At 53.9% G+C, this 20,958-nt stretch carries 18 protein-coding genes, 1 tRNA gene and 1 pseudogene; 11 read left to right on the plus strand and 9 right to left on the minus strand.

Annotation, left to right across the window (positions count from 1 at the left end; all coding sequences use genetic code 11):
* Nucleotides 1–573: 573 nt before the first annotated feature.
* The 6 genes from DAI21_RS12100 (at nt 574) to mgtE (ending at nt 7,966) form a co-directional block, all read left to right on the plus strand.
* The gene (locus DAI21_RS12100) at nt 574–1,692 is read left to right on the plus strand and encodes a porin OmpC (RefSeq protein ID WP_107703200.1); all 1,119 of its coding nucleotides are present in this window, start codon (nt 574–576) and stop codon (nt 1,690–1,692) included.
* A gap of 116 nt (nt 1,693–1,808) precedes the next feature.
* Entirely contained in the window at nt 1,809–2,864 is a 1,056-nt protein-coding gene (apbE, locus tag DAI21_RS12105) for an FAD:protein FMN transferase ApbE (RefSeq protein WP_107703201.1), read from the plus strand.
* 72 nt (nt 2,865–2,936) lie between these two features.
* Nucleotides 2,937–4,001, plus strand: coding sequence for a bifunctional DNA-binding transcriptional regulator/O6-methylguanine-DNA methyltransferase Ada (gene ada, locus DAI21_RS12110; RefSeq protein ID WP_107703202.1), 1,065 nt, complete (start codon nt 2,937–2,939; stop codon nt 3,999–4,001).
* Nucleotides 4,001–4,651, plus strand: coding sequence for a DNA oxidative demethylase AlkB (gene alkB / locus DAI21_RS12115; RefSeq protein WP_107703203.1), 651 nt, complete (start codon nt 4,001–4,003; stop codon nt 4,649–4,651). The genes ada and alkB overlap by 1 nt, the downstream gene beginning before the upstream one ends.
* Before the next feature lie 76 nt (nt 4,652–4,727).
* A complete protein-coding gene (locus DAI21_RS12120; protein WP_100779484.1) occupies nt 4,728–6,371 on the plus strand; it encodes a multidrug ABC transporter permease/ATP-binding protein in 1,644 nt (547 codons plus the stop codon).
* 158 nt (nt 6,372–6,529) lie between these two features.
* Nucleotides 6,530–7,966, plus strand: a complete 1,437-nt coding sequence (gene mgtE, locus DAI21_RS12125; RefSeq protein ID WP_102104884.1) for a magnesium transporter — start codon at nt 6,530–6,532, stop codon at nt 7,964–7,966.
* Here mgtE and DAI21_RS12130 read toward each other — a convergent pair.
* Nucleotides 7,929–9,230, minus strand: a complete 1,302-nt coding sequence (locus DAI21_RS12130) for a SulP family inorganic anion transporter (RefSeq protein ID WP_107703204.1) — start codon at nt 9,228–9,230, stop codon at nt 7,929–7,931. The two genes, mgtE and DAI21_RS12130, sit on opposite strands and share 38 nt — an antisense overlap.
* A 190-nt stretch (nt 9,231–9,420) precedes the next feature.
* Here DAI21_RS12130 and mqo point away from each other — a divergent pair, with 190 nt between their 5' ends.
* Nucleotides 9,421–11,076 carry a malate dehydrogenase (quinone) gene (mqo, locus tag DAI21_RS12135; protein ID WP_102104882.1) on the plus strand — a complete coding sequence of 552 codons (1,656 nt, stop codon included), beginning with the start codon at nt 9,421–9,423 and terminating at the stop codon, nt 11,074–11,076.
* 46 nt (nt 11,077–11,122) lie between these two features.
* On the opposite strand, the gene eco is transcribed toward mqo, so the two are convergent.
* The gene (gene eco / locus DAI21_RS12140; protein WP_100779488.1) at nt 11,123–11,632 is read right to left on the minus strand and encodes a serine protease inhibitor ecotin; all 510 of its coding nucleotides are present in this window, start codon (nt 11,630–11,632) and stop codon (nt 11,123–11,125) included.
* A 204-nt stretch (nt 11,633–11,836) separates the two neighbouring features.
* Here eco and DAI21_RS12145 point away from each other — a divergent pair.
* Together DAI21_RS12145 and DAI21_RS12150 are read left to right on the plus strand one after the other, a co-directional pair.
* Nucleotides 11,837–12,096 (plus strand): annotated as a pseudogene (locus DAI21_RS12145) (DUF2534 family protein).
* 340 nt (nt 12,097–12,436) lie between these two features.
* Complete coding sequence (locus DAI21_RS12150) at nt 12,437–13,339, plus strand: hypothetical protein (protein WP_107703205.1); 903 nt, start codon at nt 12,437–12,439, stop codon at nt 13,337–13,339.
* Nucleotides 13,340–13,409: 70 nt separating this feature from the next.
* Here the strand turns inward: DAI21_RS12150 and DAI21_RS12155 are convergent, their stop codons facing one another.
* The 5 genes from DAI21_RS12155 to DAI21_RS12175 form a co-directional block, all read right to left on the minus strand.
* Nucleotides 13,410–14,054 carry a helix-turn-helix domain-containing protein gene (locus tag DAI21_RS12155; RefSeq protein WP_107703206.1) on the minus strand — a complete coding sequence of 215 codons (645 nt, stop codon included), beginning with the start codon at nt 14,052–14,054 and terminating at the stop codon, nt 13,410–13,412.
* Nucleotides 14,055–14,217: 163 nt separating this feature from the next.
* On the minus strand, nt 14,218–14,457 hold the full coding sequence (locus DAI21_RS12160) for a DinI family protein (protein ID WP_100779492.1): 240 nt from the start codon (nt 14,455–14,457) through the stop codon (nt 14,218–14,220).
* Nucleotides 14,458–14,579: 122 nt separating this feature from the next.
* Nucleotides 14,580–14,656: transfer RNA gene (locus DAI21_RS12165), tRNA-Pro, on the minus strand.
* 72 nt (nt 14,657–14,728) lie between these two features.
* Nucleotides 14,729–16,489, minus strand: a complete 1,761-nt coding sequence (gene yejM / locus DAI21_RS12170; protein WP_107703207.1) for an LPS biosynthesis-modulating metalloenzyme YejM — start codon at nt 16,487–16,489, stop codon at nt 14,729–14,731.
* Nucleotides 16,490–16,508: 19 nt separating this feature from the next.
* Entirely contained in the window at nt 16,509–16,736 is a 228-nt protein-coding gene (locus DAI21_RS12175) for a YejL family protein (RefSeq protein ID WP_100779494.1), read from the minus strand.
* A gap of 134 nt (nt 16,737–16,870) precedes the next feature.
* On the opposite strand from DAI21_RS12175, the gene yejK reads away from it, so the two are divergent.
* Complete coding sequence (gene yejK / locus DAI21_RS12180; protein ID WP_107703208.1) at nt 16,871–17,878, plus strand: nucleoid-associated protein YejK; 1,008 nt, start codon at nt 16,871–16,873, stop codon at nt 17,876–17,878.
* Between the two features lie 50 nt (nt 17,879–17,928).
* Here yejK and rplY read toward each other — a convergent pair whose 3' ends face one another.
* The gene (gene rplY, locus DAI21_RS12185) at nt 17,929–18,213 is read right to left on the minus strand and encodes a 50S ribosomal protein L25 (protein WP_100779496.1); all 285 of its coding nucleotides are present in this window, start codon (nt 18,211–18,213) and stop codon (nt 17,929–17,931) included.
* A 124-nt stretch (nt 18,214–18,337) separates the two neighbouring features.
* Entirely contained in the window at nt 18,338–20,098 is a 1,761-nt protein-coding gene (locus DAI21_RS12190) for a DEAD/DEAH box helicase (RefSeq protein WP_107703209.1), read from the minus strand.
* Between the two features lie 150 nt (nt 20,099–20,248).
* On the opposite strand from DAI21_RS12190, the gene rsuA reads away from it, so the two are divergent.
* A complete protein-coding gene (gene rsuA, locus DAI21_RS12195) occupies nt 20,249–20,956 on the plus strand; it encodes a 16S rRNA pseudouridine(516) synthase RsuA (RefSeq protein WP_107703210.1) in 708 nt (235 codons plus the stop codon).
* The last annotated feature ends 2 nt before the right edge of the window (nt 20,957–20,958 follow it).

The raw sequence follows: 20,958 nt of genomic DNA on the forward strand, positions 1-20,958 counted from the left end.
TGTGAAAAATAGCACTAATTAACAAGAAATTAAAATTTGTTAAAGCGACGGGAAAGGAAATTTAGGGACATAATCGAATTAATTAATAGTTGTTATAATTTCAGTGCGGTAGCACAGATAAATTCAGTTTACGTAAAGAAGCGTAAAAAAAAACCGAATGCAGTGCACTCGGCTGAATTAGGGATAAACAGACATTCAAAACTGAATGACGGTAATAAATAAAGTTAATGATGATAGCGGGAGTTATTTTAGTGATCTCGACGGTTTTTGTTTTGACAATCAGTGCGGTAATGATTACTTTGGCTATCTATCTGATATATATCATCTATTTTCACGTTTTGATTTAATGTGCTTTATTTTTTAGCTCTTAGTGCTATCAAAAAGTTCCCCTTTATTTACAAATTGAAACATGTTTGTAGATGAATGAAACATCTTCAAAGTTTTCGTATCATATTCTTATTGGATTATTCTGTAATTTTGCGGAGAATGAAGTTGCCGACTGGTTAAGAGGGTTAATCAGTAAGCAGTGGTAATAATAAGGCATATAAAGGCATATAACAGAGGGTTAATAAAATGAAAGTTAAAGTCCTGTCCCTCCTGGTACCAGCTCTGCTGGTAGCAGGCGCAGCAAATGCGGCTGAAATTTATAACAAAGACGGCAACAAATTAGATCTGTTCGGTAAAGTCGACGGTCTGCACTATTTCTCCGATGACAAAGGCGCTGATGGCGATCAGACCTACATGCGTATCGGCTTCAAAGGCGAAACTCAAGTTAACGATCAGCTGACCGGTTACGGCCAGTGGGAATACCAGATTCAGGGCAACACCGACGAGAGCGACAACCAGTCCTGGACTCGTGTGGCCTTCGCGGGTCTGAAATTCGCTGACGCAGGTTCTTTCGACTACGGTCGTAACTACGGCGTTATCTACGATGTCACCTCCTGGACTGACGTACTGCCAGAATTCGGCGGCGACACCTACGGTGCTGACAACTTCCTGCAGTCTCGTGCTAACGGCGTTGCAACCTACCGTAACCAGGACTTCTTCGGTCTGGTTGATGGCCTGAACTTTGCTCTGCAGTATCAGGGTAAAAACGGCAGCGTTGACGGCGAAAACGACACCGGTCGTAGCACTCTGAAACAGAACGGCGACGGCTACGGCGCATCCCTGACCTACAACCTGGGCGAAGGCTTCAGCGTGGGTGGTGCGATGTCTTCCTCTAAACGTACTGCTGATCAGAATAAAGCAGACGTATTCGGCGAAGGCGATCACGCAGAAGTGTATAGCGGTGGTCTGAAATATGATGCCAACAACATTTACCTGGCAGCACAGTACTCCCAGACTTACAACGCAACCCGTTTCGGCGACTCCCAGAGCAGCAGCAACATCTACGGTTTTGCTAACAAAGCACAGAACTTCGAAGTGGTTGCTCAGTACCAGTTCGACTTCGGTCTGCGTCCATCCGTGGCTTACCTGCAGTCTAAAGGTAAGGACGTAAGCAACAACACCACCAACTTCGGCGATCAGGATCTGCTGAAATATGTTGATGTTGGCGCGACTTACTACTTCAACAAAAACATGTCCACCTACGTGGATTACAAAATCAACCTGCTGGATGAAAACAACTTCACCCGTCAGGCTGGTATCGGTACTGATGATATCGTCGCTCTGGGTCTGGTTTACCAGTTCTAAGATACGCTCAGTAACACAAAGGGGCCTTATGGCCCCTTTTTCTATTCTCTTTTTAGGGTCTTACCTGCGACCGGGTTTGATATACTCTTGCCGCCCAGGCATGAGGATGATAACGAATGGACATGACTTTTTGGCGCGCTGGCATTCTGGCGAGCTTTTTCTTACTGGCGGCATGCGACTCTTCCACCCCTTCGGTGAAACCCGCTGCGCCTGCAGCTACGGTGCTGGAAGGGAAAACCATGGGAACCTTCTGGCGCGTCAGCATCATGAATGTTGACGCCAGACGCGCGGACGAACTGCGCGGTAAAATTCAGTCTCAGCTCGACGCTGACGATCAGCTGCTCTCGACCTATAAAAATGACTCTGCGCTGATGCGCTTCAATCTGTCCAATAGCACCTCCCTGTGGCCCGTAAGCGAGGCGATGGCCGACATCGTCACCGAGGCGCTGCATATTGGCTATAAAACCAACGGGGCGATGGATATTACCGTCGGGCCGCTGGTGAATTTATGGGGCTTTGGCCCGACGAAACAGCCGGAGAAAATCCCCGATCAGGCGCAAATCGACGATGCCCGCGCCCGCACCGGTTTGCAGCATCTGACGGTGATCAACCAATACGGTCAGCAGTATCTGCAAAAAGACATTCCCGATCTGTTTGTGGATCTTTCAACGGTCGGGGAGGGCTACGCGGCGGATCATCTGGCCGCACTGATGACCCAGGAAGGGATCTCACGCTATCTGGTCTCGGTCGGTGGCGCGCTGGTCAGCCGTGGACTGAATGCCAGCGATAAGCCCTGGCGCGTGGCGATCCAAAAACCGACCGACACCCAGAACGCAGTCCAGGCGGTGGTGGATATTAACGGCCACGGCATCAGTACCTCCGGAAGCTATCGGAATTATTACGAACTGGACGGGAAACGCCTCTCTCACGTCATCGATCCGCAGACCGGTCGCCCGATCGAACATAACCTGGTCTCCGTTACCGTCATCGCTCCCACTGCGCTGGAAGCTGATACCTGGGATACGGGGCTGATGGTGTTGGGGCCAGAGAAGGCGAAAGAGGTGGTGCGCCAGGAAGGGCTGGCAGTGTATATGATCACCCGCGAGGGCGAGACGTTTAAAACCTGGATGTCGCCGCAGTTCCAGAGCTTCTTAATTAGCGAACAAAATTAAAAAGCAAGGTTGCGGGTTTTTGTTCAGTGGCACTCCGGCATTGTGTGAGTATGCTTGTAAGAGGAGCCGATGATGAAAAACCTGATCCTGAATACCGATGAAGAACGCTGGCTGGCAGTGCTGGCCCGCGATTCCAGTGCCGATAACCAGTTTGTCTTTGCCGTCCAGACAACCGGCATCTTTTGCCGCCCTTCCTGCCGGGCGCGCCACGCGCTGCGCAAGAATGTCCATTTCTTCCCCGATGCCCGTCATGCTCAACAGGCCGGGTTTCGCCCCTGCAAACGCTGCGCGCCGGACAAAGCCGATCCTCAGGCCGCAAAAATGGCCAAAATCGAACAAGCCTGCCGCCTGCTAGAAGAGGACTCCACGCTGACCCTGACTGCGCTGGCAGAAGCGGTGGCGATGAGTTCGTTCCATTTTCACCGGTTGTTTAAATCCCACACCGGGATGACGCCGAAATCCTGGCAGCAGGCGGCGCGCGCGCGACGTTTACGGGCCGCACTGACGCAGGGCGATACCATTACCGATTCCGTACTGGCCGCGGGTTTCCCCGACAGCAGCAGCTACTACCGAAAAGCAGACGACGTGTTGGGCATGACCGCAAAACAGTATCGCAATGGCGGGAGTGATGTGACCGTGCGCTACGCCATTAGCGACTGCGAGCTGGGCCGTTGCCTGGTGGCGGAAAGTGAGCGCGGGATCTGTGCGATTTTACTGGGCGATAATGACGATGCCCTGGCAGAAGAGATTCATACGCTTTTCCCGCACGCACAGCAGGAAACGCCCGAGGGGACCTTTGCGGGCAGGCTTCATCAGGTGATTACGAGTCTGGATAACAGCGGCACGGCGCTGGCGCTGCCGCTGGATATTCGCGGTACCGCGTTTCAGCAGCAGGTCTGGCAGGCACTGCGCGCGATCCCCTGCGGTGAAACAGCGAGCTATCAGCAGGTCGCCAGTGCCATCGGCAAACCTAACGCGGTGCGGGCGGTGGCAAGCGCCTGTGCGGCCAACAAACTGGCGATCGTTATCCCTTGTCACCGCGTCGTGCGAAACGACGGCGCCTTGTCCGGCTATCGCTGGGGAACGGCGCGCAAAGCGCAGTTGCTGCAGCGTGAAGCGAAAAATCAGGAGGAGTAATGCTGGATCTGTTTGCGGATAGCGATCCCTGGCAAGAACCGTTGGCGCCCGGTGCCACCATTTTGCGCCGCTTCGCTTTAGCGCGCGCCGAAGCGTTGTTTCAGGCAATTGCTGAGGTCGCTGCGCTATCGCCGTTCCGCCATATGGTCACGCCGGGCGGATACACCATGTCCGTGGCGATGACGAACTGCGGATCGCTTGGCTGGACGACAAACGATCGCGGTTATCTCTATTCACCTACCGATCCTGTGACGGGCCAGCCCTGGCCGTTAATCCCCGCAGCGTTCAGCTCGCTCTGTCATGACGCGGCAGTCGCGGCGGGCTATCCGCACTTTCAGCCCTACGCCTGCCTGGTCAACCGCTACGCGCCGGGAGCAAAGCTGTCGCTACATCAGGACAAAGACGAGCCGGATCTGCGTGCGCCGATTGTGTCTGTTTCGCTGGGCCTGCCTGCGGTCTTCCAGTTTGGCGGCCTGAAGCGCAGCGATCCGCTTAAGCGGCTGATGCTTGAGCACGGTGACGTGGTGGTGTGGGGCGGGGAATCACGGCTTTTTTATCACGGGATTCAACCCCTTAAACCTGGCATTCATCCACTGGCGGGGGAGTACCGCTACAACCTGACCTTCCGCCAGGCGTCGGATAGCGAATAAAAATAAGAATTATTCTTGATGTAACCGTCGGGCAGTTTACACTGCTGGCTGTTTTTTCTTGTCCGGATTGCTTTGCATGCAACTACTTCTCCTTGTCTGGCGTCAGTACCGCTGGCCGTTTGTCGCGGTTATGGCGCTCAGCCTTGCCAGCGCCGCGCTGGGCATTGGGCTTATCGCCTTTATTAACGTCCGTCTGATTGAAATGGTCGATACGAAACTGTCGGTATTGCCAGAGTTTCTCGGCCTGCTGCTGCTGCTGATGGCGGTCACGCTGGCCTCGCAGCTGGCGCTGACGGCCCTGGGGCACCATTTCGTCTATCGCCTGCGCGGCGAATTTATCAAACGTATTCTCGATACGCAGGTTGAACGCATCGAGCAACTGGGCAGTGCGTCACTGTTGGCGGGTCTGACCAGCGATGTGCGGGCGATTACGATTGCCTTTGTGCGTTTGCCGGAGCTGGTGCAGGGTATCATTCTGACCTTTGGCTCAGCCGCCTATCTTGCGTGGCTGTCGACCAAAATGCTGGCCGTGACCGCGATATGGATTGTGGTCACCATCTGGGGCGGTTACCTGCTGGTGGCACGTGTGTATAAGCACATGGCGGTGCTGCGTGAAACAGAAGATAAGCTCTATAACGACTACCAGACAGTGCTGGAAGGGCGCAAAGAGCTGACCCTCAACCGCGAGCGCGCCGAGCACATCTTTAACAACCTCTATATTCCCGATGCGCGCGAATATCGCCATCACATCATTCGCGCCGATACCTTCCACTTGAGCGCCGTGAACTGGTCGAATATCATGATGCTGGGCGCGATCGGTCTGGTGTTCTGGATGGCAAACAGCCTCGGCTGGGCCGACACTAACGTGGCGGCGACCTATTCCCTGACGCTGCTGTTCCTGCGTACGCCGCTGCTCTCCGCCGTGGGTGCGCTGCCAACGCTGCTCAGTGCACAGGTGGCCTTCAGAAAACTGAATCAGTTTGCGCTGGCGCCGTTCCGCCCTGAGTTCCCGCGCCCGGACGCCTTCCCGGACTGGAAAACGCTGGAACTCCGTAACGTCACTTTCCATTATCAGGATAACAACTTTGCCGTCGGCCCGGTCAATCTGACCATCCATCGCGGCGAACTGCTGTTCCTGATTGGCGGCAACGGTAGCGGAAAATCCACGCTGGCGATGCTGCTGACGGGGCTGTATCAGCCGCAGTCGGGTGAGATCCTGCTGGACGGAAAAGCGCTGTCCGTTGAGAAACCGGAAGATTATCGCAAGCTCTTCTCCGCAGTCTTTACGGATGTCTGGCTGTTCGATCAGCTGTTAGGGCCGGAAGGCAAACAGGCAAATCCTGAGCTGGTCGCGAAGTGGCTGGAACAGCTGAAAATGTCGCACAAGCTGGAGCTTCAGGACGGCAAAATCCTCAATCTCAAACTGTCGAAAGGGCAGAAAAAACGCGTGGCGCTGCTGCTGGCATTAGCGGAAGAGCGCGACATCATTCTGCTGGATGAATGGGCGGCCGACCAGGACCCTCACTTCCGCCGCGAGTTTTATCAGGTGCTGCTGCCGCTGATGCAGGCGATGGGCAAAACGATTTTCGCCATCAGTCACGACGATCACTACTTCATTCACGCCGACCGATTGCTGGAGATGCGTGACGGACAGCTCAGCGAGCTGACCGGCGAGGAGCGCGATGCCGCCTCGCGAGATGCCGTGGCGCGTACCGCGTAAAGGTAAACATGCCGGGTGGCGGCCACGCCTTACCCGGCATGTTTTACGACAAAACCTGCTATCCGCTCCTTTTTTATCCATTCCGCCCATTTGTTTATTATCATTTACATTCCCCCACGCTATGCTTGATATCACCTTATTTCATGGATTTATGATTGATGTCGTTGATAAACAAAAACAGCGCAAGGCTGCGCGATCAGGAGCGTGCCCGACTTATCTGGCTTCTGACCACTGATAAAGCGGTCACGTCGGCGTTACTCGGAAAATTAACCCTGGCTGAGCAATATGACGTCGGTACCTTGTCCGACGATATTGCTGAGGTAGGGGCGCTGGTTGCCCATCTGCCACCGCCGGACCTGGCGGATACCCTCGAGTCTCTCCCTTCGGAAGAGCGTCACGCCCTGTGGCGACTGGTGCAGGATCATGAGCGTGGTCAGGTACTCCTGGAGGCCTCGGAGAACGTCTGGGATGATCTCATCGATGATATGAGCGACCGCGAACTGCTCGATGCCGTGCAGACGCTGGATATTGACGAGCAGATCTACCTGGTTCAACACCTGCCGCGTAACCTGACGGGCCGCCTGCTGGCATCGCTCCCGGCGGAAGAGCGTGCTCGCGTACGCCAGGTAATGGACTTCGCTCAGGACAGCGTCGGCGCGATCATGGAGTTCGAGGTGATCATGGTGCGCCCGGACGTCACGCTGGCCACCGTGCAGCGCTATCTGCGCCGCAAAGGTAAAATGCCGGAAAACACCGATAAGCTGTTTGTCACGGCGCGCGACAAAACCCTGCTTGGCGAGCTGTCGCTGCAATCCATCCTGCTCAACGATGCACAGCGTCGGGTGAGTGAGGTCATGAATAACGAGCCAATGGTCTTCTCCCCGGAAGATGACGCTGAAAAGGCGGCGCGTACCTTCGAACGTGACAACCTGATCAGCGCCGCAGTTGTGGATTCTGTCGGCAAACTGATGGGCCGCGTGACGATCGATGAGATCGTTGACGTGGTGTATGAAGAGACCGACAACGATCTGCGCGCGTTAGGCGGTTTGAGCGCCGAAGATGATGTCCATGCCTCCGTCGGCAAAGCGGTCAAAACGCGCTGGGCGTGGCTGGCGATTAACCTCTGCACCGCTTTTATTGCCTCCCGGGTGATCGATGGCTTTGAACACACGATTTCACAGCTGGTGGCGCTGGCCTCCCTGATGCCAATCGTGGCAGGGATTGGCGGTAACACCGGGAATCAAACCATCACCATGATCGTGCGCGCCCTGGCGCTGGAGAAAATCCAGCCCGGCAACTTTACGTTCCTGATCTTCAGGGAGATGGGCGTGGCGCTGATTAACGGCCTGGTGTGGGGCGGGATTATGGGCGGCATTACCTGGTGGCTGTACGACGATATGGCGCTGGGTGGCGTGATGATGCTGGCGATGGTGCTCAACCTGCTGGTGGCATCGATGATGGGGGTGATCATTCCGCTGACGATGACCCGCTTCGGGCGCGACCCCGCGGTGGGGTCGAGCGTGATGATCACCGCCATTACCGATACCGGCGGCTTCTTTATTTTCCTTGGCCTGGCGACGATTTTCCTGCTGTAACCGCGTGCTTGCGCTTCAACCGGGCAGGGATTATCACCATCACGATGATCCCGCCCAGTACGCCAATTGCCAGATTGCCGGTTGAGACGGTGGCCGCAACGGTCACCAGCATAACCAGGGTTTCAGCAATCGGCGCGTCTTTCATGGTTCCCGGCTGAATGCTATGCCAATTGAAGGTCTTGAACGCCACAATCGCCATAATCCCGGCAAGCACCGCCATCGGAATGTGCGCCATGACTTCGCTCAAGCCGGTGACCAGAATCAGCAAAACCACACCCGCCGCCAGCGTAGATATGCGGCTGCGTCCTTTCCCCATCTCCACGTTAACGATGGTTTGCCCAATCATTGCGCAACCGGCGATACCGCCGTAAAAGCCGGACATCATATTCGCAACCCCCAGCCCGATGCTCTCCCGGCGTTTACTCGACGGCGTCAGGGTGAGTTCATCCACCAGTTTTGCCGTCAGCAACGATTCCATCAGACCGACAAAGGCGATGCTGAGCGCGCAGGGCCAGATAATGCTCAGGGTGTGCAGGTCCAGCGGCACCAGCAGCTGCGTCAGACACGGTAGCCCGCCGCTCATGGAGCCTTCGTCGCCGACGGTCGGCAGAATCTGCCCGCTGGTCACGGTAAAGAGGGTCAAAACGACAATGGCGATAAGCGGGGAGGGAACGCTTTTGATAACCCGAGGCGCCCACAGGACTATCAGCAGCGTCAGCACAAACAGGCCGACGATCAGCGGGCTTTTGGTCCAGAAATGGGGCACCTGGGCAAAGAAAATCAAAATGCCGAGGGCATTCACAAACCCGGTCATCACCGACTGGGGAATAAAGCGCATCAGACGCGCCATGCCGAGCACGCCAAACAGGATCTGAATGAGACCGGCGAGGATCACGGCGGGCAAAATGTACTGAACCCCGTGCAGATGCACCATTGGGCCGATCACCAGGGCGACGGAACCGGCAGCAGCGGTAACCATCGCCGGACGGCCGCCTAAAAAGGACATCGCCAGACAGAGCACCACCGAGGCGATAAGACTCACCTTCGGGTCCACTCCGGCGACCACGGAAAACGAGATCACTTCGGGGATAAGCGCCAGGGCGGTAATCACGCCGGCTAAGGTTTCGCGCATCAACATTTTAGGTGAGCGCAGTACGCTCGAGACGCGACCATCGTCAGGCGTCAGGGCAGAAGTGTGTGGTAATGACATAGCTATTCGCAGGTTAGGGCAGGCTTCCGTGCGCGCGATCACAAAGTGCAGCATAGTAGCCAGAAAAGCCGCGCGGTGCCAGCCAGCAATCCTGATACCCACACAATTATTCAAACATTTAATTTCACAATTACAATAATTTCTTAACCTTTAAACAATGTTTAAAAATTGTTAACGTTCCCCCGCAGCTTATTTCACCTGCAATTTCCACGTAAAAAGCACGACTACAAGTAAGGCATAAATGATGAAAAAAATGACTGCCATGCTCTTTTCTATGGCCGTAGGGCTGAGCGCCATCTCAATGGCGGCGAAAGCGGATACGCCTAAAGAGCAGGAAACGGACGTCCTTTTAATTGGCGGCGGCATTATGAGCGCCACGCTGGGCACCTATTTACAGGAATTACAGCCAGACTGGTCGATGACCATGGTTGAACGCCTCGACGGCGTGGCGCAGGAGAGTTCGAACGGCTGGAACAACGCCGGTACGGGCCACTCGGCACTCATGGAACTGAACTATACGCCGCAGAAAAAGGACGGTTCCATTAGTATCGAGAAGGCGGTTGAGATCAACGAAGCCTTCCAGATCTCCCGTCAGTTCTGGTCACATCAGGTGAACAGCGGCGTGATGCACGACCCGCACTCCTTTATCAATACCGTTCCGCACATGAGCTTTGTGTGGGGCGACGACAACGTCAACTTCCTGCGCGCGCGCTACGCCGCGTTGCAGCAGAGCAGCCTGTTCCGTGGCATGAAATATTCCGAAGATCATGCGCAGATTAAAGAGTGGGCGCCGCTGGTGATGGAAGGGCGTGACCCGAACCAGAAAGTGGCCGCGACCCGTACTGAAATCGGGACCGACGTAAACTACGGCGAAATTACCCGTCAGCTGGTGGGCGCATTGCAGAAGAAAGACAACTTCAAACTGCAGGTCAGCACCGAAGTGCGCGGCTTTAAGCGTAACGCGGATAACAGCTGGAGCGTGACCGTTGCCGATCTGAAAAACAATGAAGCCGAGCACGTGATCAAGGCGAAGTTCGTCTTTATCGGGGCCGGTGGTGCTGCGCTGAAACTGTTGCAGGAGTCCGGTATTCCGGAAGCCGACGACTACGCGGGCTTCCCGGTTGGCGGCCAGTTCCTGGTCTCTGATAACCCGGAAGTGGTGAACCGTCATCTGGCGAAAGTGTATGGTCAGGCCTCCGTTGGCGCTCCACCGATGTCTGTTCCTCACATCGATACCCGTATTCTGGACGGCAAACGCGTGGTGCTGTTTGGGCCGTTTGCGACCTTCTCCACGAAATTCCTGAAAAACGGCTCCCTGTGGGATCTGCTGAGTTCCACCACCACCTCGAACTTTATGCCGATGGTGGATGTGGGCCTGGATAACTTCGATCTGGTGAAATACCTGATTAGCCAGGTGATGCTCTCCGATGATGACCGTTTTGCTGCCCTGCAAGAGTACTACCCGCAGGCGAAAAAAGCCGACTGGCGTTTATGGCAGGCGGGTCAGCGCGTGCAGATCATCAAGCGCGATCCGAAAGAGGGCGGCGTTCTGCGTCTGGGTACGGAAGTGGTGAGCGACAAAGACGGGACCATTGCCGCGCTGCTGGGCGCATCGCCTGGAGCATCCACTGCGGCACCGATCATGCTGCATCTGATGGAAAAAGTGTTTAAAGATAAAGTCGCCAGCCCGGAATGGCAGGCGAAGCTGAAAAACATTATTCCGTCTTATGGCACCAAACTGAACGGTAACGTGGCAGCGACGGAACAAGAGCTGGAATACACCAGCGGTGTTCTCCAGCTCAAATACGAAAAACCGCAGGCAGCAGATGTGGCACCGCAGGCGCAACCGCAGGCAAAACCACAGCCGGAATCTAAACCGGTCGCGGATATCGCGCTGTAAATACTATGAAGGACAAAAAAGCCGGGTATCACTACCCGGCTTTTTTTTAACGCACGACTGCGTTTTCGACTTTCTCGTCGGCTTTCCAGACGCGGTATTTCACGTCGATATTCTCGGGCGTGTAAACCACAATCGGTAATTTGCTGTTGTAGCGCAGCAGGCTGTTATCGCCGAGATACGCTGTCACGAACTGCTGCGTTTTTTTCCCGTCCGGGCAGGCCATCATTGTAGAAACCGGCGACGTCACGTTATCGAAGACGTAATAGTCGTAGCCCCAGCCTTCCAGGGTTTTGCTTTCCAGTTTGCCGCCAAGGCGATGACGATTGCAGTCCACTTCCAGGTTCTGTCCAATCAGCAGCTCAACTTTAAACGCGGACTCATCTTCCTGAGCCGGGAGCTGGATAACCTGACGCTTCATGCCTTTTTCCGCCTGCGGGTACGGCGCAATCTTTTCCAGAGGCTGCGCTTTCGGCGTTTCGCTTGCGAAGGCGCTGGTGCTCATGCAGGCAGCAGCCAGAAGGGCGATGGCAAATTTAGGTGTGTTTTTCACAGTCATTCCTTTTATGTCAAACAATCGATGCAAGATTAGCATAGTGCAGACGGCTGCCTGGTGGGATTTACCTATATTTTGATTTCACTCGGTTGATCACACTGCTTTTGTTGTTGTATGGCAGAGATAAATGCTGATATGGAATGAAAGGGGAGATCGTGTTAGGGTTAGCGCTAAATAATGTTATTCATCTGTAAAGGAAAGAGAGACATGGTCCGCGCAAAGCTTAAAACCCCGAAGGCAGGAAGTTTTTACTGGCGCTGTTTGTGGTGTTTCTGATTGCCGCCGCAGGCGTCGGACGGGCAACAATCGTCGGTGTGATTGAGCAGTACAATATTCCGCTCTCACAGTGGACGACCAGTATGTACGTCCTGCAATCCGCGATGATTTTTGTTTACAGCATGGTCTTCACCATTTTACTGGCGATTCCGCTGGGGATCTTTTTCCTCGGTGGCCCTGATAAGCATTGAATAATCGCCCATGATAAATAAGCCAACCTTCGGGTTGGTTTTTTTATGCCTGAATCGTTCTGAAAATGTTAAAACGTTACGTTTGCGTTAACCTCATGCATGTCAAAAATATCATTAATTAACACGTATTATGTATACATTAAATAAAGTCAATCCTATAAAAAACTTTCATTGATTGTATTAGAGTGCATAATTGCTTTCCTTTATTAATATCTATAGCCTTTGTCACACAAATTTAATTCTGTTTCGTAAAAGATTAAATGTAAACATTTCTGGCTTCGAAAATAATCATAAACCCGTAACGCTAATTAAAGGCGGGGTTTACTGTTGAATAAATTTAGTGAGTGATGTGATGAAAAAAACAATTATTTCTCTGGTGGTCCTGTATTCTTTTTCTGTTTCAGCTCATGCGATGACAGTTGATGAGGCGAAGGCTGAAGTCGCTCAAGCTGAGCATGCCGTGGAGTCAGCCCACGATCAGGTTATTCACAATAACCACAGTGTGACTCACACTACAATGCAAGACGATCGTGATCTGATGAATGTTGCGGGCCAAATGCGCGCGGAGGCTTATGCCGATCAGCGCGCAGCAGAGCAAGAAGCGCAGAACCAAAAAGATGCTGCGGAGAAAGCGCAGGCCAATGCTGAACGTGATGCGAAAATCGCTGAAGCGCGTTTAAATTCTCCGTCTGCCACTGCCAGCCACAGCAAGGGCTGGGTAATGGCACCGGGCATCATTAAAGAGTCTAATCCTGCGGGTTATCCAACGCATCAGATTGGGCCTGCGACGCATCTGGACAGCAGTGTCGCGGATCAGCAGGCGGCAGCGGTGGCGAAAGCGGAGATGGCACAGCACGAAGCGGAGCTGTCGAATTACGGTGTAAAACGCTCCGGAACGGCCACCTATTCGGAACCAGCGCGTGTAATCAGCTATTCTGGTCCGTCGACGCGCCCAAACACTGGCGCAACCATTAACGTCGCGGCAAATACCCTGAAACCAGATACTCAGGTCCAGATTACGGATACGGCAGGCCATAAAAGTGTGGTTAAGGCTTCGACGCTGACCCCATCCACTCAGGTAAGTATCCCGTTCCACAGTGCTTTCCAGCATGCGAAGAAAGGCGGTAATAACCGTAATACGGCTTCTTCCCAATCCGAACATGGAACCGGAACCGGTGCGGACAATGCGCATGACCACGCCTTTGGCGGGCATGTGGGTGCGGGCGGTGGCTTCCATATGTAACGGGAATCAATGTAAATTAAAAGGCCATCGATTGATGGCCTTTTTAATGACAGAAAACAATAAATAAGGGCTAACGAGGGGTGTCGTTAATAAACGTCAATACACCTCGCTGAATACCGATGATATTTTCGCTTTTCATTTCAGCCAGAATACTCATTACGCCACTGCGGGAAAGCCCTGTTTTTTCCATAATATATTTGCATGAGTTTGTTTTCAGCCGGTATTGCTCACTTTCGTTCATTAAGTCAACCAGACAGTCACGGATAATCTCCCGTGAGCGTAGCCCTATACTGTAATGACTCAAGGCGGAGTGCAGGCCCATAATGTAGAGAAGATAGTTACTGTAATCTTCCCACATTTTCTGCTCTTTAATGATCGTCATGGCGGTTTTGTAAGGCAAAATAGCGACATTCACCGCGGTGACGCTCATCAATCGGAACGCATTCCCCATATATTCAGGATGTGATATTCCGGCCACAAAGGGCGCTTTCAGCGTTCCTTTTAGCGTTCCGTTATCAATACGAGAAATATCCACCAGCCCTTCGAGGAGAATTAAGCACAGACGCTCACCCTGGCTATCAAGATGCAGGATACGGTGTGCGGAAAATTGTTTAAGCTGTGCGTGAGGAAGAAAGCGATGGATCAATCGGTCAATCTGCGCGTGCGGTTTAAAACGCGTCAGTGTGTGGATTGGCATGGCAGCTTTGGGATTCATGATGGTGCCCGGCGTTTTTAAGTAATTATCGCAGAAGCTGTGAAACGCGCAATCACATGCTCACACTGCGACATAAAACAACTATACGAATGGTGAGCATTGTTTAATGACCCCTGGGATGAGTCGCCAGGGGTCATAGTCGTAAGAAAGAAGTGCAGGGGGGTTACTCAGAAACCATCCACATATCCGCTTCTTCAAACATCTCTTCCAGCATGCGGTTGAGTTTCTCGCGATCGCTTTTGCTGGCATCGCTGTTCAAACCGTTCGCCTGCATAGGTTTCACTTTCACCACTGCCTCCGGGAAGATCCGGTGCACGCGTTTTGTTAATTCATTCAGGATGATGTCACTGGCGCCCGGTAAACCTGCAACGTTGCGCTTGTCATAAACGAGTTCAACAAACATAACTGCCTCATGATAACTGTTTTTATATACAGCATCTTCGCGGTTACGCTCTTCAGAGTCAAGCAGTCCGGATGTTCAGGCATAAAAAAACCAACCGTAAAAGGTTGGTTTTTTTACTATTTTGGTCGGCACGGAGAGATTTGAACTCTCGACCCTCGCCACCCCATGACGATGCGCTACCAGGCTGCGCTACGTGCCGACGTATGAAAAAGATACTACCTGTTTGCATTCTGAATGCAAGAGTGTTCCACGCTAACTGATTTAAAATTAATCAGTTAGCGATAAACCGTTTCTCATCAGTGAGCACCTGTAGCAACAGGCTCAGCTGCGGTTTTTGGTCGTGGATCTTCTCACCCTGCAGGTTATACGTCTGGTAATTGCCGTTGCTGTTGAGCACCAGCGTCAGTGCTGGCGTAGTCACTGCCAGGGTGTTGTTGCTCGCTGCCGTCACCCAGTTATGGCGACGCGTAGCGCTGAACAGATCCTGACCCTGAGAATACTCATTCGCCGGTGTGCTGACGTGCAGCAGACGTTGCATCAGCGTGGTCATCACATCTTTGTGATCTGTCAGCATATTGATGCGCTGCGCCGGTGTGCCCGGCCAGTGTACGACCAGCGGAACGTGCAGGTTAGGGCGCGACCAGTTCATGTCCGTCGCTTCATCGCCCAGCGGCACGCCGTGGCCCGCAGTGATAATCACCACGGTATTGTCCAGCTTGCCGGATTCGCGCAGGGCGTTAATCACGCGCGCAATCTGATCGTCGACATTGCCGGCCGCGCGGCTGTAGCGGCGGACAAAGCCTTTTTGATTGCTGTCATCAAGGTTAGTGCCGTTAAAGGCCACCCATGAGAACCAGCGGTTATCTTCTTGCGCGTAACGATTGAGCCAGTTTACCCACTGACCGGCAGTCTGTTCGTCAGTCTGATTTTGCGCCGGCGGCAGTGAGAAATCAGACAGCAGTGCCTGGCGATAGAGCGGGCTGCTGAAACCGTCAGAGGAGAACAGTCCCAGCTGGTAACCCTGTTGATTCAGGGAGGTAATCAGCGCCGCAGGCGTTCGGGCGGAAAGCACGCCGTCCATATAGCCTGCGGAGATACCGTAGAACAGACCAAAAATACCGGCGTCGGTGTTATTTCCCGAGCTCATATGCTGGGTGAAGTTAATGTTCTGCTCGGCAAACTGTGCAAGCGCAGGCATCTGCTTCTCGTAACGGGAGTAGTTCAGACCGTCGACGGTAATAAGCAGAACGTTCTGGCCCTGACCCATATCGCGATAACGTAACTCGCTCAGCGGATACTGGACCGACACGGCTTCCGGATTACCTTGCTCCACCAGACGGCGCTGATATTCCTGCGCATCCAGCAGGCCGTGTTTCTCCAGGAAGCGGCGTGCCGTCATCGGATAGGAGAGCGGCAGGTTGGCGCGCTGCATAGTAATCGGGCGATAGAAGTTCGCATCCGCCCAGATGTACATAATATGGGAACTGATAAACGCGACGAAAAACAGGGCCGCAACGGGCTGGGCATAGTGGCGACGGCGAGTGAGGCTTCGCAGTTTTTGCCAGCTCCAGGTGGCAAACAGCATCTCAATCAGCAGGATAATCGGCACGCTGATAAACATCAGTTGCCAGTCACGCGCGGTTTCGTTCTGGTCGGGATTGATCACCAGTTCCCAGACGATGGGATTGAGATGGAGGTGAAAACGGGTGAAAACTTCGCTGTCGATCAGCAGCAGGGTCATGCCGACAGTGGCAAGAATTGCGGATAAAAACCGCATCAGCCTCTGCGACATCACGATAAACGTCAGAGGGAACAGAATCAGCAGATAGGTGGCGAAGACCAAAAAGCTAAAGTGCCCGACAACGCTTATCCAGGAGTAAATGCGCCCGGTTAAGGTCGTCGGCCAGTCGGCCACTAACAGATAACGGCTGCCGAGTACCATGGCCAACAGAATGTTGAACAAGGCAAACCAGTGCCCCCAGCTAACCATCTGGGAGACTTTTTCACGGTAGCGCTGACGATTCGTCACCATAGACTGTCGTTCGTTTCCCTTAATGCGCCTGGTCGTCGCTGACGGAGGACTGCAACGCGTGGGCGAATGATTTTGCGATCGCCTGACGTTGGGCCGGAGCAACGCTGGTATTGATAAGGTTGGTGACCATATTTCCCAGAACCATCAGGGAGAGATCGGTCGGCGTTTTATGTTTTTCAAGTACGTTGACCAGCTCACTGAGCAGTTGTTCAACGTGTTCATCACTATAGCGGGAATGTTGTGGCATAAATCGAAATCAGTTTGTTGATGAGAGGGCAACATATTACCGTAGCAACAGCTTTTTTTCCCCTTTTTTATCTTCTATTGCACACATGCGTGGGTGGTGGTTGAATACCGCCCGGTCTTAAAGGAGAGTTTATCATGAGTCTGGATATCAACCAGATTGCCTTGCACCAGCTTATCAAGCGTGATGAGCAAACCCTGGAGCTGGTGCTTCGCGATTCGTTACTGGAACCAACGCCTACCGTTACGGAAATGATGGCGGAGCTACACCGCGTCTACAGCGCTAAAAATAAAGCCTATGGCATGTTCAACGACGAGAGTGAGCTGGCCGAAAGCCTGCGTCTGCAACGCCAGGGCGAAGAGGATTTTCTGGCGTTTAGCCGCGCGGCAACCGGGCGTCTGCGTGACGAGCTGGCAAAATATCCGTTCGCTGACGGCGGTATCGTACTGTTTTGTCAGTACCGCTATCTCGCCGTGGAGTATCTGCTGGTCACGGTGCTCAGCAATCTGAGCAGCATGCGTGTCAACGAGCAGATGGATATCAGCTCCACACATTATCTGGATATCAACCACGCCGATATCGTGGCGCGAATCGATCTGACTGAATGGGAAACCAACCCGGAATCAACGCGATATCTGACGTTCCTGAAAGGGCGCGTGGGCCGCAAAGTCGCCGATTTCTTCATGGACTTCCTCGGCGCCAGCGAAGGTCTGAACGCGAAAGCGCAGAACAAAGGGCTGCTGCAAGCCGTAGATGATTTCACCGCAGAAGCGCAGCTCGATAAATCCGAGCGTCAGAACGTGCGTCAGCAGGTTTACAGCTACTGCAACGAACAGCTGCAGGCGGGCGAAGAGATTGAGCTGGAGTCGCTGTCGAAAGAGCTTTCTGGCGTCAGCGAGGTCAGCTTCCACGAGTTTACGGCGGATAAAGGCTACGAGCTGGAAGAGAGCTTCCCGGGGGATCGCAGCACCCTGCGTCAGCTCACCAAATTTGCCGGTAGCGGCGGCGGGTTAACGGTGAACTTCGATGCCATGCTGCTGGGCGAGCGCATTTTCTGGGACCCGGCGACGGACACCTTAACCATCAAAGGTACACCGCCGAACCTGCGCGACCAGCTGCAACGCCGTACGTCTGGCGGTAAATAACAGCCATAAAAAAACCCCGCAATGCGGGGTTTTTCTCAACTTGTTGGCGATTAAGCGCGAACGAAGTCGACGTGAGACAGTTTTGGCTTGAACGGGTGACGCTGAACAGCCTGAACTTTCACTTTTTCTTCTTTGCCATCGATAACGATAGTCAGAACTTCGGTGTAGAAACCTTCTTTAGTCTGCTGGTTCCAGACTTTGTCCTGGTCCATCTCGATTGCTACTGGAGCAGCATCGCCACCATAGATGATAGCCGGGAATTTGTTAGCTGCGCGCAGGCGGCGGCTCGCACCCTTACCCTGCACAGAACGTACTTCTGCATTGATAGTAAACATTGATTTCTCTCTGTAAATAAGTCCTGCTACAGGCGACCCAGCAGCAGGTGAGTGTTCTGCCTCACGGATGTGAAGCGGGCGGCATTTTATACTCAAACGCCCGTCACATCAATCAAAAGTGCCCTTAACCGCGCAATTCATTGGCCCGACGGAAACGCCCTTCGTAATCGAAGACCTTCTCGCGCACCTGCCAGAACTGGCCTTTTTTGCGCGCGACGACAAAATCCGGGTGGCGCAACAATACCTGCTGATGGACGATGTCGGCGACCGTTATCCAGCGCAATGGCACGCCTGGCGTGCGGGTATGCGGGCGAATAAACAACTGTTCAAAAGCCGTGCGCTGGGCGGGCGTATGCAGACGAAAACGCTCGCTGACGTCCGCCCCGTCCTCATCGTAATAGGTGATTTTCAGCCATTCGCCTTTCTCGTCGGCGCCGGGTTGCAGCGCCATGCCCGAGCAGCGTAGCACCAGCGCGTCTTTCAGCTTCAGCGCGGCTTTCAGCATGTCATCGGGATCGACCAGCACCGTGTCACATTCGCGACAGCGCCGCGCAGCAATATCATTTTCGGCGTTACACTGCGGGCAGTTTTTAAAGCGAAAACGGTAATCGCACTGCTCGCGATGACCGTCGTCATCCTCAAACCAGCCCTGACAGCGGCGGCCAAAATGCTCAATCAGGGTTCCGTCGGCAGTGGTTTTCCCCCAGAAGGTATTGGCGAAACCGCAGCCCGGACAGAAAACCTGCACCGGGACGTTCCCGCTTTTGCCTTTTGGCGTACCCACTTCCGGTGAATAGAGATCGTGCGGGTTCCCGGCGTAATCGAGAATCAGACAGTCGGTCTTGCCGGGAGACAGCCGCAGCCCACGGCCAACAATCTGCTGATAGAGGCTGACAGATTCGGTCGGGCGCAAAATCGCAATCAGATCCACGTGCGGGGCGTCAAACCCGGTGGTCAGCACCGAGACATTCACCAGATAGCGGAACTGCTGTGCTTTAAAGGCATTAATCAGCGTGTCGCGCTCGGGTCCTGGCGTTTCACCGGTGATCAGCGCCGCGTCGTCGGCCGGAAGCAGGCCGGTTATCTCTCTGGCGTGCTCGACGGTGGCCGCGAAAATCATCACCCCTTTGCGCGTCTGGGCGAACTCTTCAATCTGACTGATGATATGCGGGGTGATGCGCTGCTGTTTTTTCAGCTCCTGGTTCATATCCGCTTCGCTAAACAGCCCGTTACTCTGGGCCTGCAAACGGCTGAAATCATACTGCACGACCGGCATATCCAGCCGCTCGGGCGGCGTCAGATAACCGTGCTTAATCATGTAACGCAGGGGCAGCTCATAGATGCAATCGCGGAACAGGGCTTTTTCGTCGCCACGCACCATGCCGTGATAATGGAACTGATAGATCCAGCCTTTGCCGAGGCGGAAGGGCGTAGCGGTCAGCCCCAGCAGGCGAACCTGCGGGTTTACCGTTTTCAGATGATTAAGGATTTGTTGATACTGGCTCTCATCGTCATCGCTGATCCGATGACACTCGTCGACAATCAATAGTGAGAATTCACTGCGAAAATGCGCCAGGTTTCGTGCGACCGACTGCACGCTGCCAAACACCACTTTGCCGTGGCTCTCTTTGCGTTTCAGCCCGGCGGCGAAGATATCGGCCTCAAGACCCAGAGCACAGTATTTGGCATGGTTTTGCGCTACCAGCTCTTTGACGTGGGCCAGCACCAGCACCCGGCCACGCGCCAGCCGTGCCAGTTCGGCAATTACCAGGCTTTTGCCCGCTCCGGTGGGCAGGACGATGGCGGCAGGTTCAGTGTGCTTGCGAAACCAGGCGAGGGTGGCGTCAACGGCTTCCTGCTGATAGGGGCGAAGTGTAAAAGTCATGAGCTCTCTATTTTGTTATCACGCACATAGTATGCCACGAAACTTTTTCCCTTGAGTGGCGCAACCAGACCGCTATACTGGACCGTTCTTGACTGCTTCTTTTTCGGACATGTTGTCCGACTTCCAGCACCATAAAGGCTATAAGATTTCATGCGACTTGATAAGTTTATCGCTCAGCAACTCGGCGTAAGCCGCGCTATTGCCGGGCGTGAAATTCGCGCCAGCCGCGTTACCGTGGATGGCGATATTGTGAAAGAGAGCGCTTTCAAACTCCAGCCAGAACATGAGGTGGAGTACGACGGCAACACGCTGACCCAGCAGAATGGCCCGCGCTATTTCATGCTCAACAAGCCGGAAGGGTACGTGTGCTCGACGGATGACCCGGATCACCCGACGGTGCTCTATTTCCTGGATGAACCTGTCGCGCACAAGCTGCATGCGGCGGGGCGTCTGGACATTGATACCACCGGTCTGGTGCTGATGACCGACGACGGCCAGTGGTCGCACCGCATTACGTCTCCGCGTCATCACTGCGAAAAAACCTATCTGGTTACGCTCGAATCACCGGTGTCTGACGATACCGCCGAGCAGTTTACCAAAGGCGTGCAGCTGCATAATGAAAAAGATCTGACCAAACCCGCGCTGCTGGACGTGCTCACCCCGACCGAAGTGCGTCTGACCATCAGCGAAGGCCGTTACCATCAGGTGAAGCGTATGTTCGCCGCCGTCGGCAACCGTGTGGTTGGGCTGCACCGCGAACGCATTGGTGAAATCGCCCTCGATCCCGAGCTTGAACCCGGTGAATACCGCCCGTTGACGGAAGAAGAGATTGCCAGCGTTGGCATGCCTTCCCGCTAATT

It is taken from the genome of Lelliottia sp. WB101, assembly GCF_003051885.1.
GTDB lineage: Bacteria > Pseudomonadota > Gammaproteobacteria > Enterobacterales > Enterobacteriaceae > Enterobacter > Enterobacter nimipressuralis.

Coding starts and splice junctions, on each gene's coding strand:
- rsuA (WP_107703210.1), top strand. CDS start 20,249: ATGCGACTTGATAAGTTTATCGCTCAGCAACTCGGCGTAAGCCGCGCT.
- yejK (WP_107703208.1), top strand. CDS start 16,871: ATGAGTCTGGATATCAACCAGATTGCCTTGCACCAGCTTATCAAGCGT.
- DAI21_RS12175 (WP_100779494.1), bottom strand. CDS start 16,736: ATGCCACAACATTCCCGCTATAGTGATGAACACGTTGAACAACTGCTC.
- mgtE (WP_102104884.1), top strand. CDS start 6,530: ATGTCGTTGATAAACAAAAACAGCGCAAGGCTGCGCGATCAGGAGCGT.
- DAI21_RS12130 (WP_107703204.1), bottom strand. CDS start 9,230: ATGCTGCACTTTGTGATCGCGCGCACGGAAGCCTGCCCTAACCTGCGA.
- DAI21_RS12160 (WP_100779492.1), bottom strand. CDS start 14,457: ATGTTTGTTGAACTCGTTTATGACAAGCGCAACGTTGCAGGTTTACCG.
- apbE (WP_107703201.1), top strand. CDS start 1,809: ATGGACATGACTTTTTGGCGCGCTGGCATTCTGGCGAGCTTTTTCTTA.
- DAI21_RS12100 (WP_107703200.1), top strand. CDS start 574: ATGAAAGTTAAAGTCCTGTCCCTCCTGGTACCAGCTCTGCTGGTAGCA.
- rplY (WP_100779496.1), bottom strand. CDS start 18,213: ATGTTTACTATCAATGCAGAAGTACGTTCTGTGCAGGGTAAGGGTGCG.
- DAI21_RS12120 (WP_100779484.1), top strand. CDS start 4,728: ATGCAACTACTTCTCCTTGTCTGGCGTCAGTACCGCTGGCCGTTTGTC.
- DAI21_RS12155 (WP_107703206.1), bottom strand. CDS start 14,054: ATGAATCCCAAAGCTGCCATGCCAATCCACACACTGACGCGTTTTAAA.
- alkB (WP_107703203.1), top strand. CDS start 4,001: ATGCTGGATCTGTTTGCGGATAGCGATCCCTGGCAAGAACCGTTGGCG.
- mqo (WP_102104882.1), top strand. CDS start 9,421: ATGAAAAAAATGACTGCCATGCTCTTTTCTATGGCCGTAGGGCTGAGC.
- eco (WP_100779488.1), bottom strand. CDS start 11,632: ATGACTGTGAAAAACACACCTAAATTTGCCATCGCCCTTCTGGCTGCT.
- ada (WP_107703202.1), top strand. CDS start 2,937: ATGAAAAACCTGATCCTGAATACCGATGAAGAACGCTGGCTGGCAGTG.
- DAI21_RS12190 (WP_107703209.1), bottom strand. CDS start 20,098: ATGACTTTTACACTTCGCCCCTATCAGCAGGAAGCCGTTGACGCCACC.
- yejM (WP_107703207.1), bottom strand. CDS start 16,489: ATGGTGACGAATCGTCAGCGCTACCGTGAAAAAGTCTCCCAGATGGTT.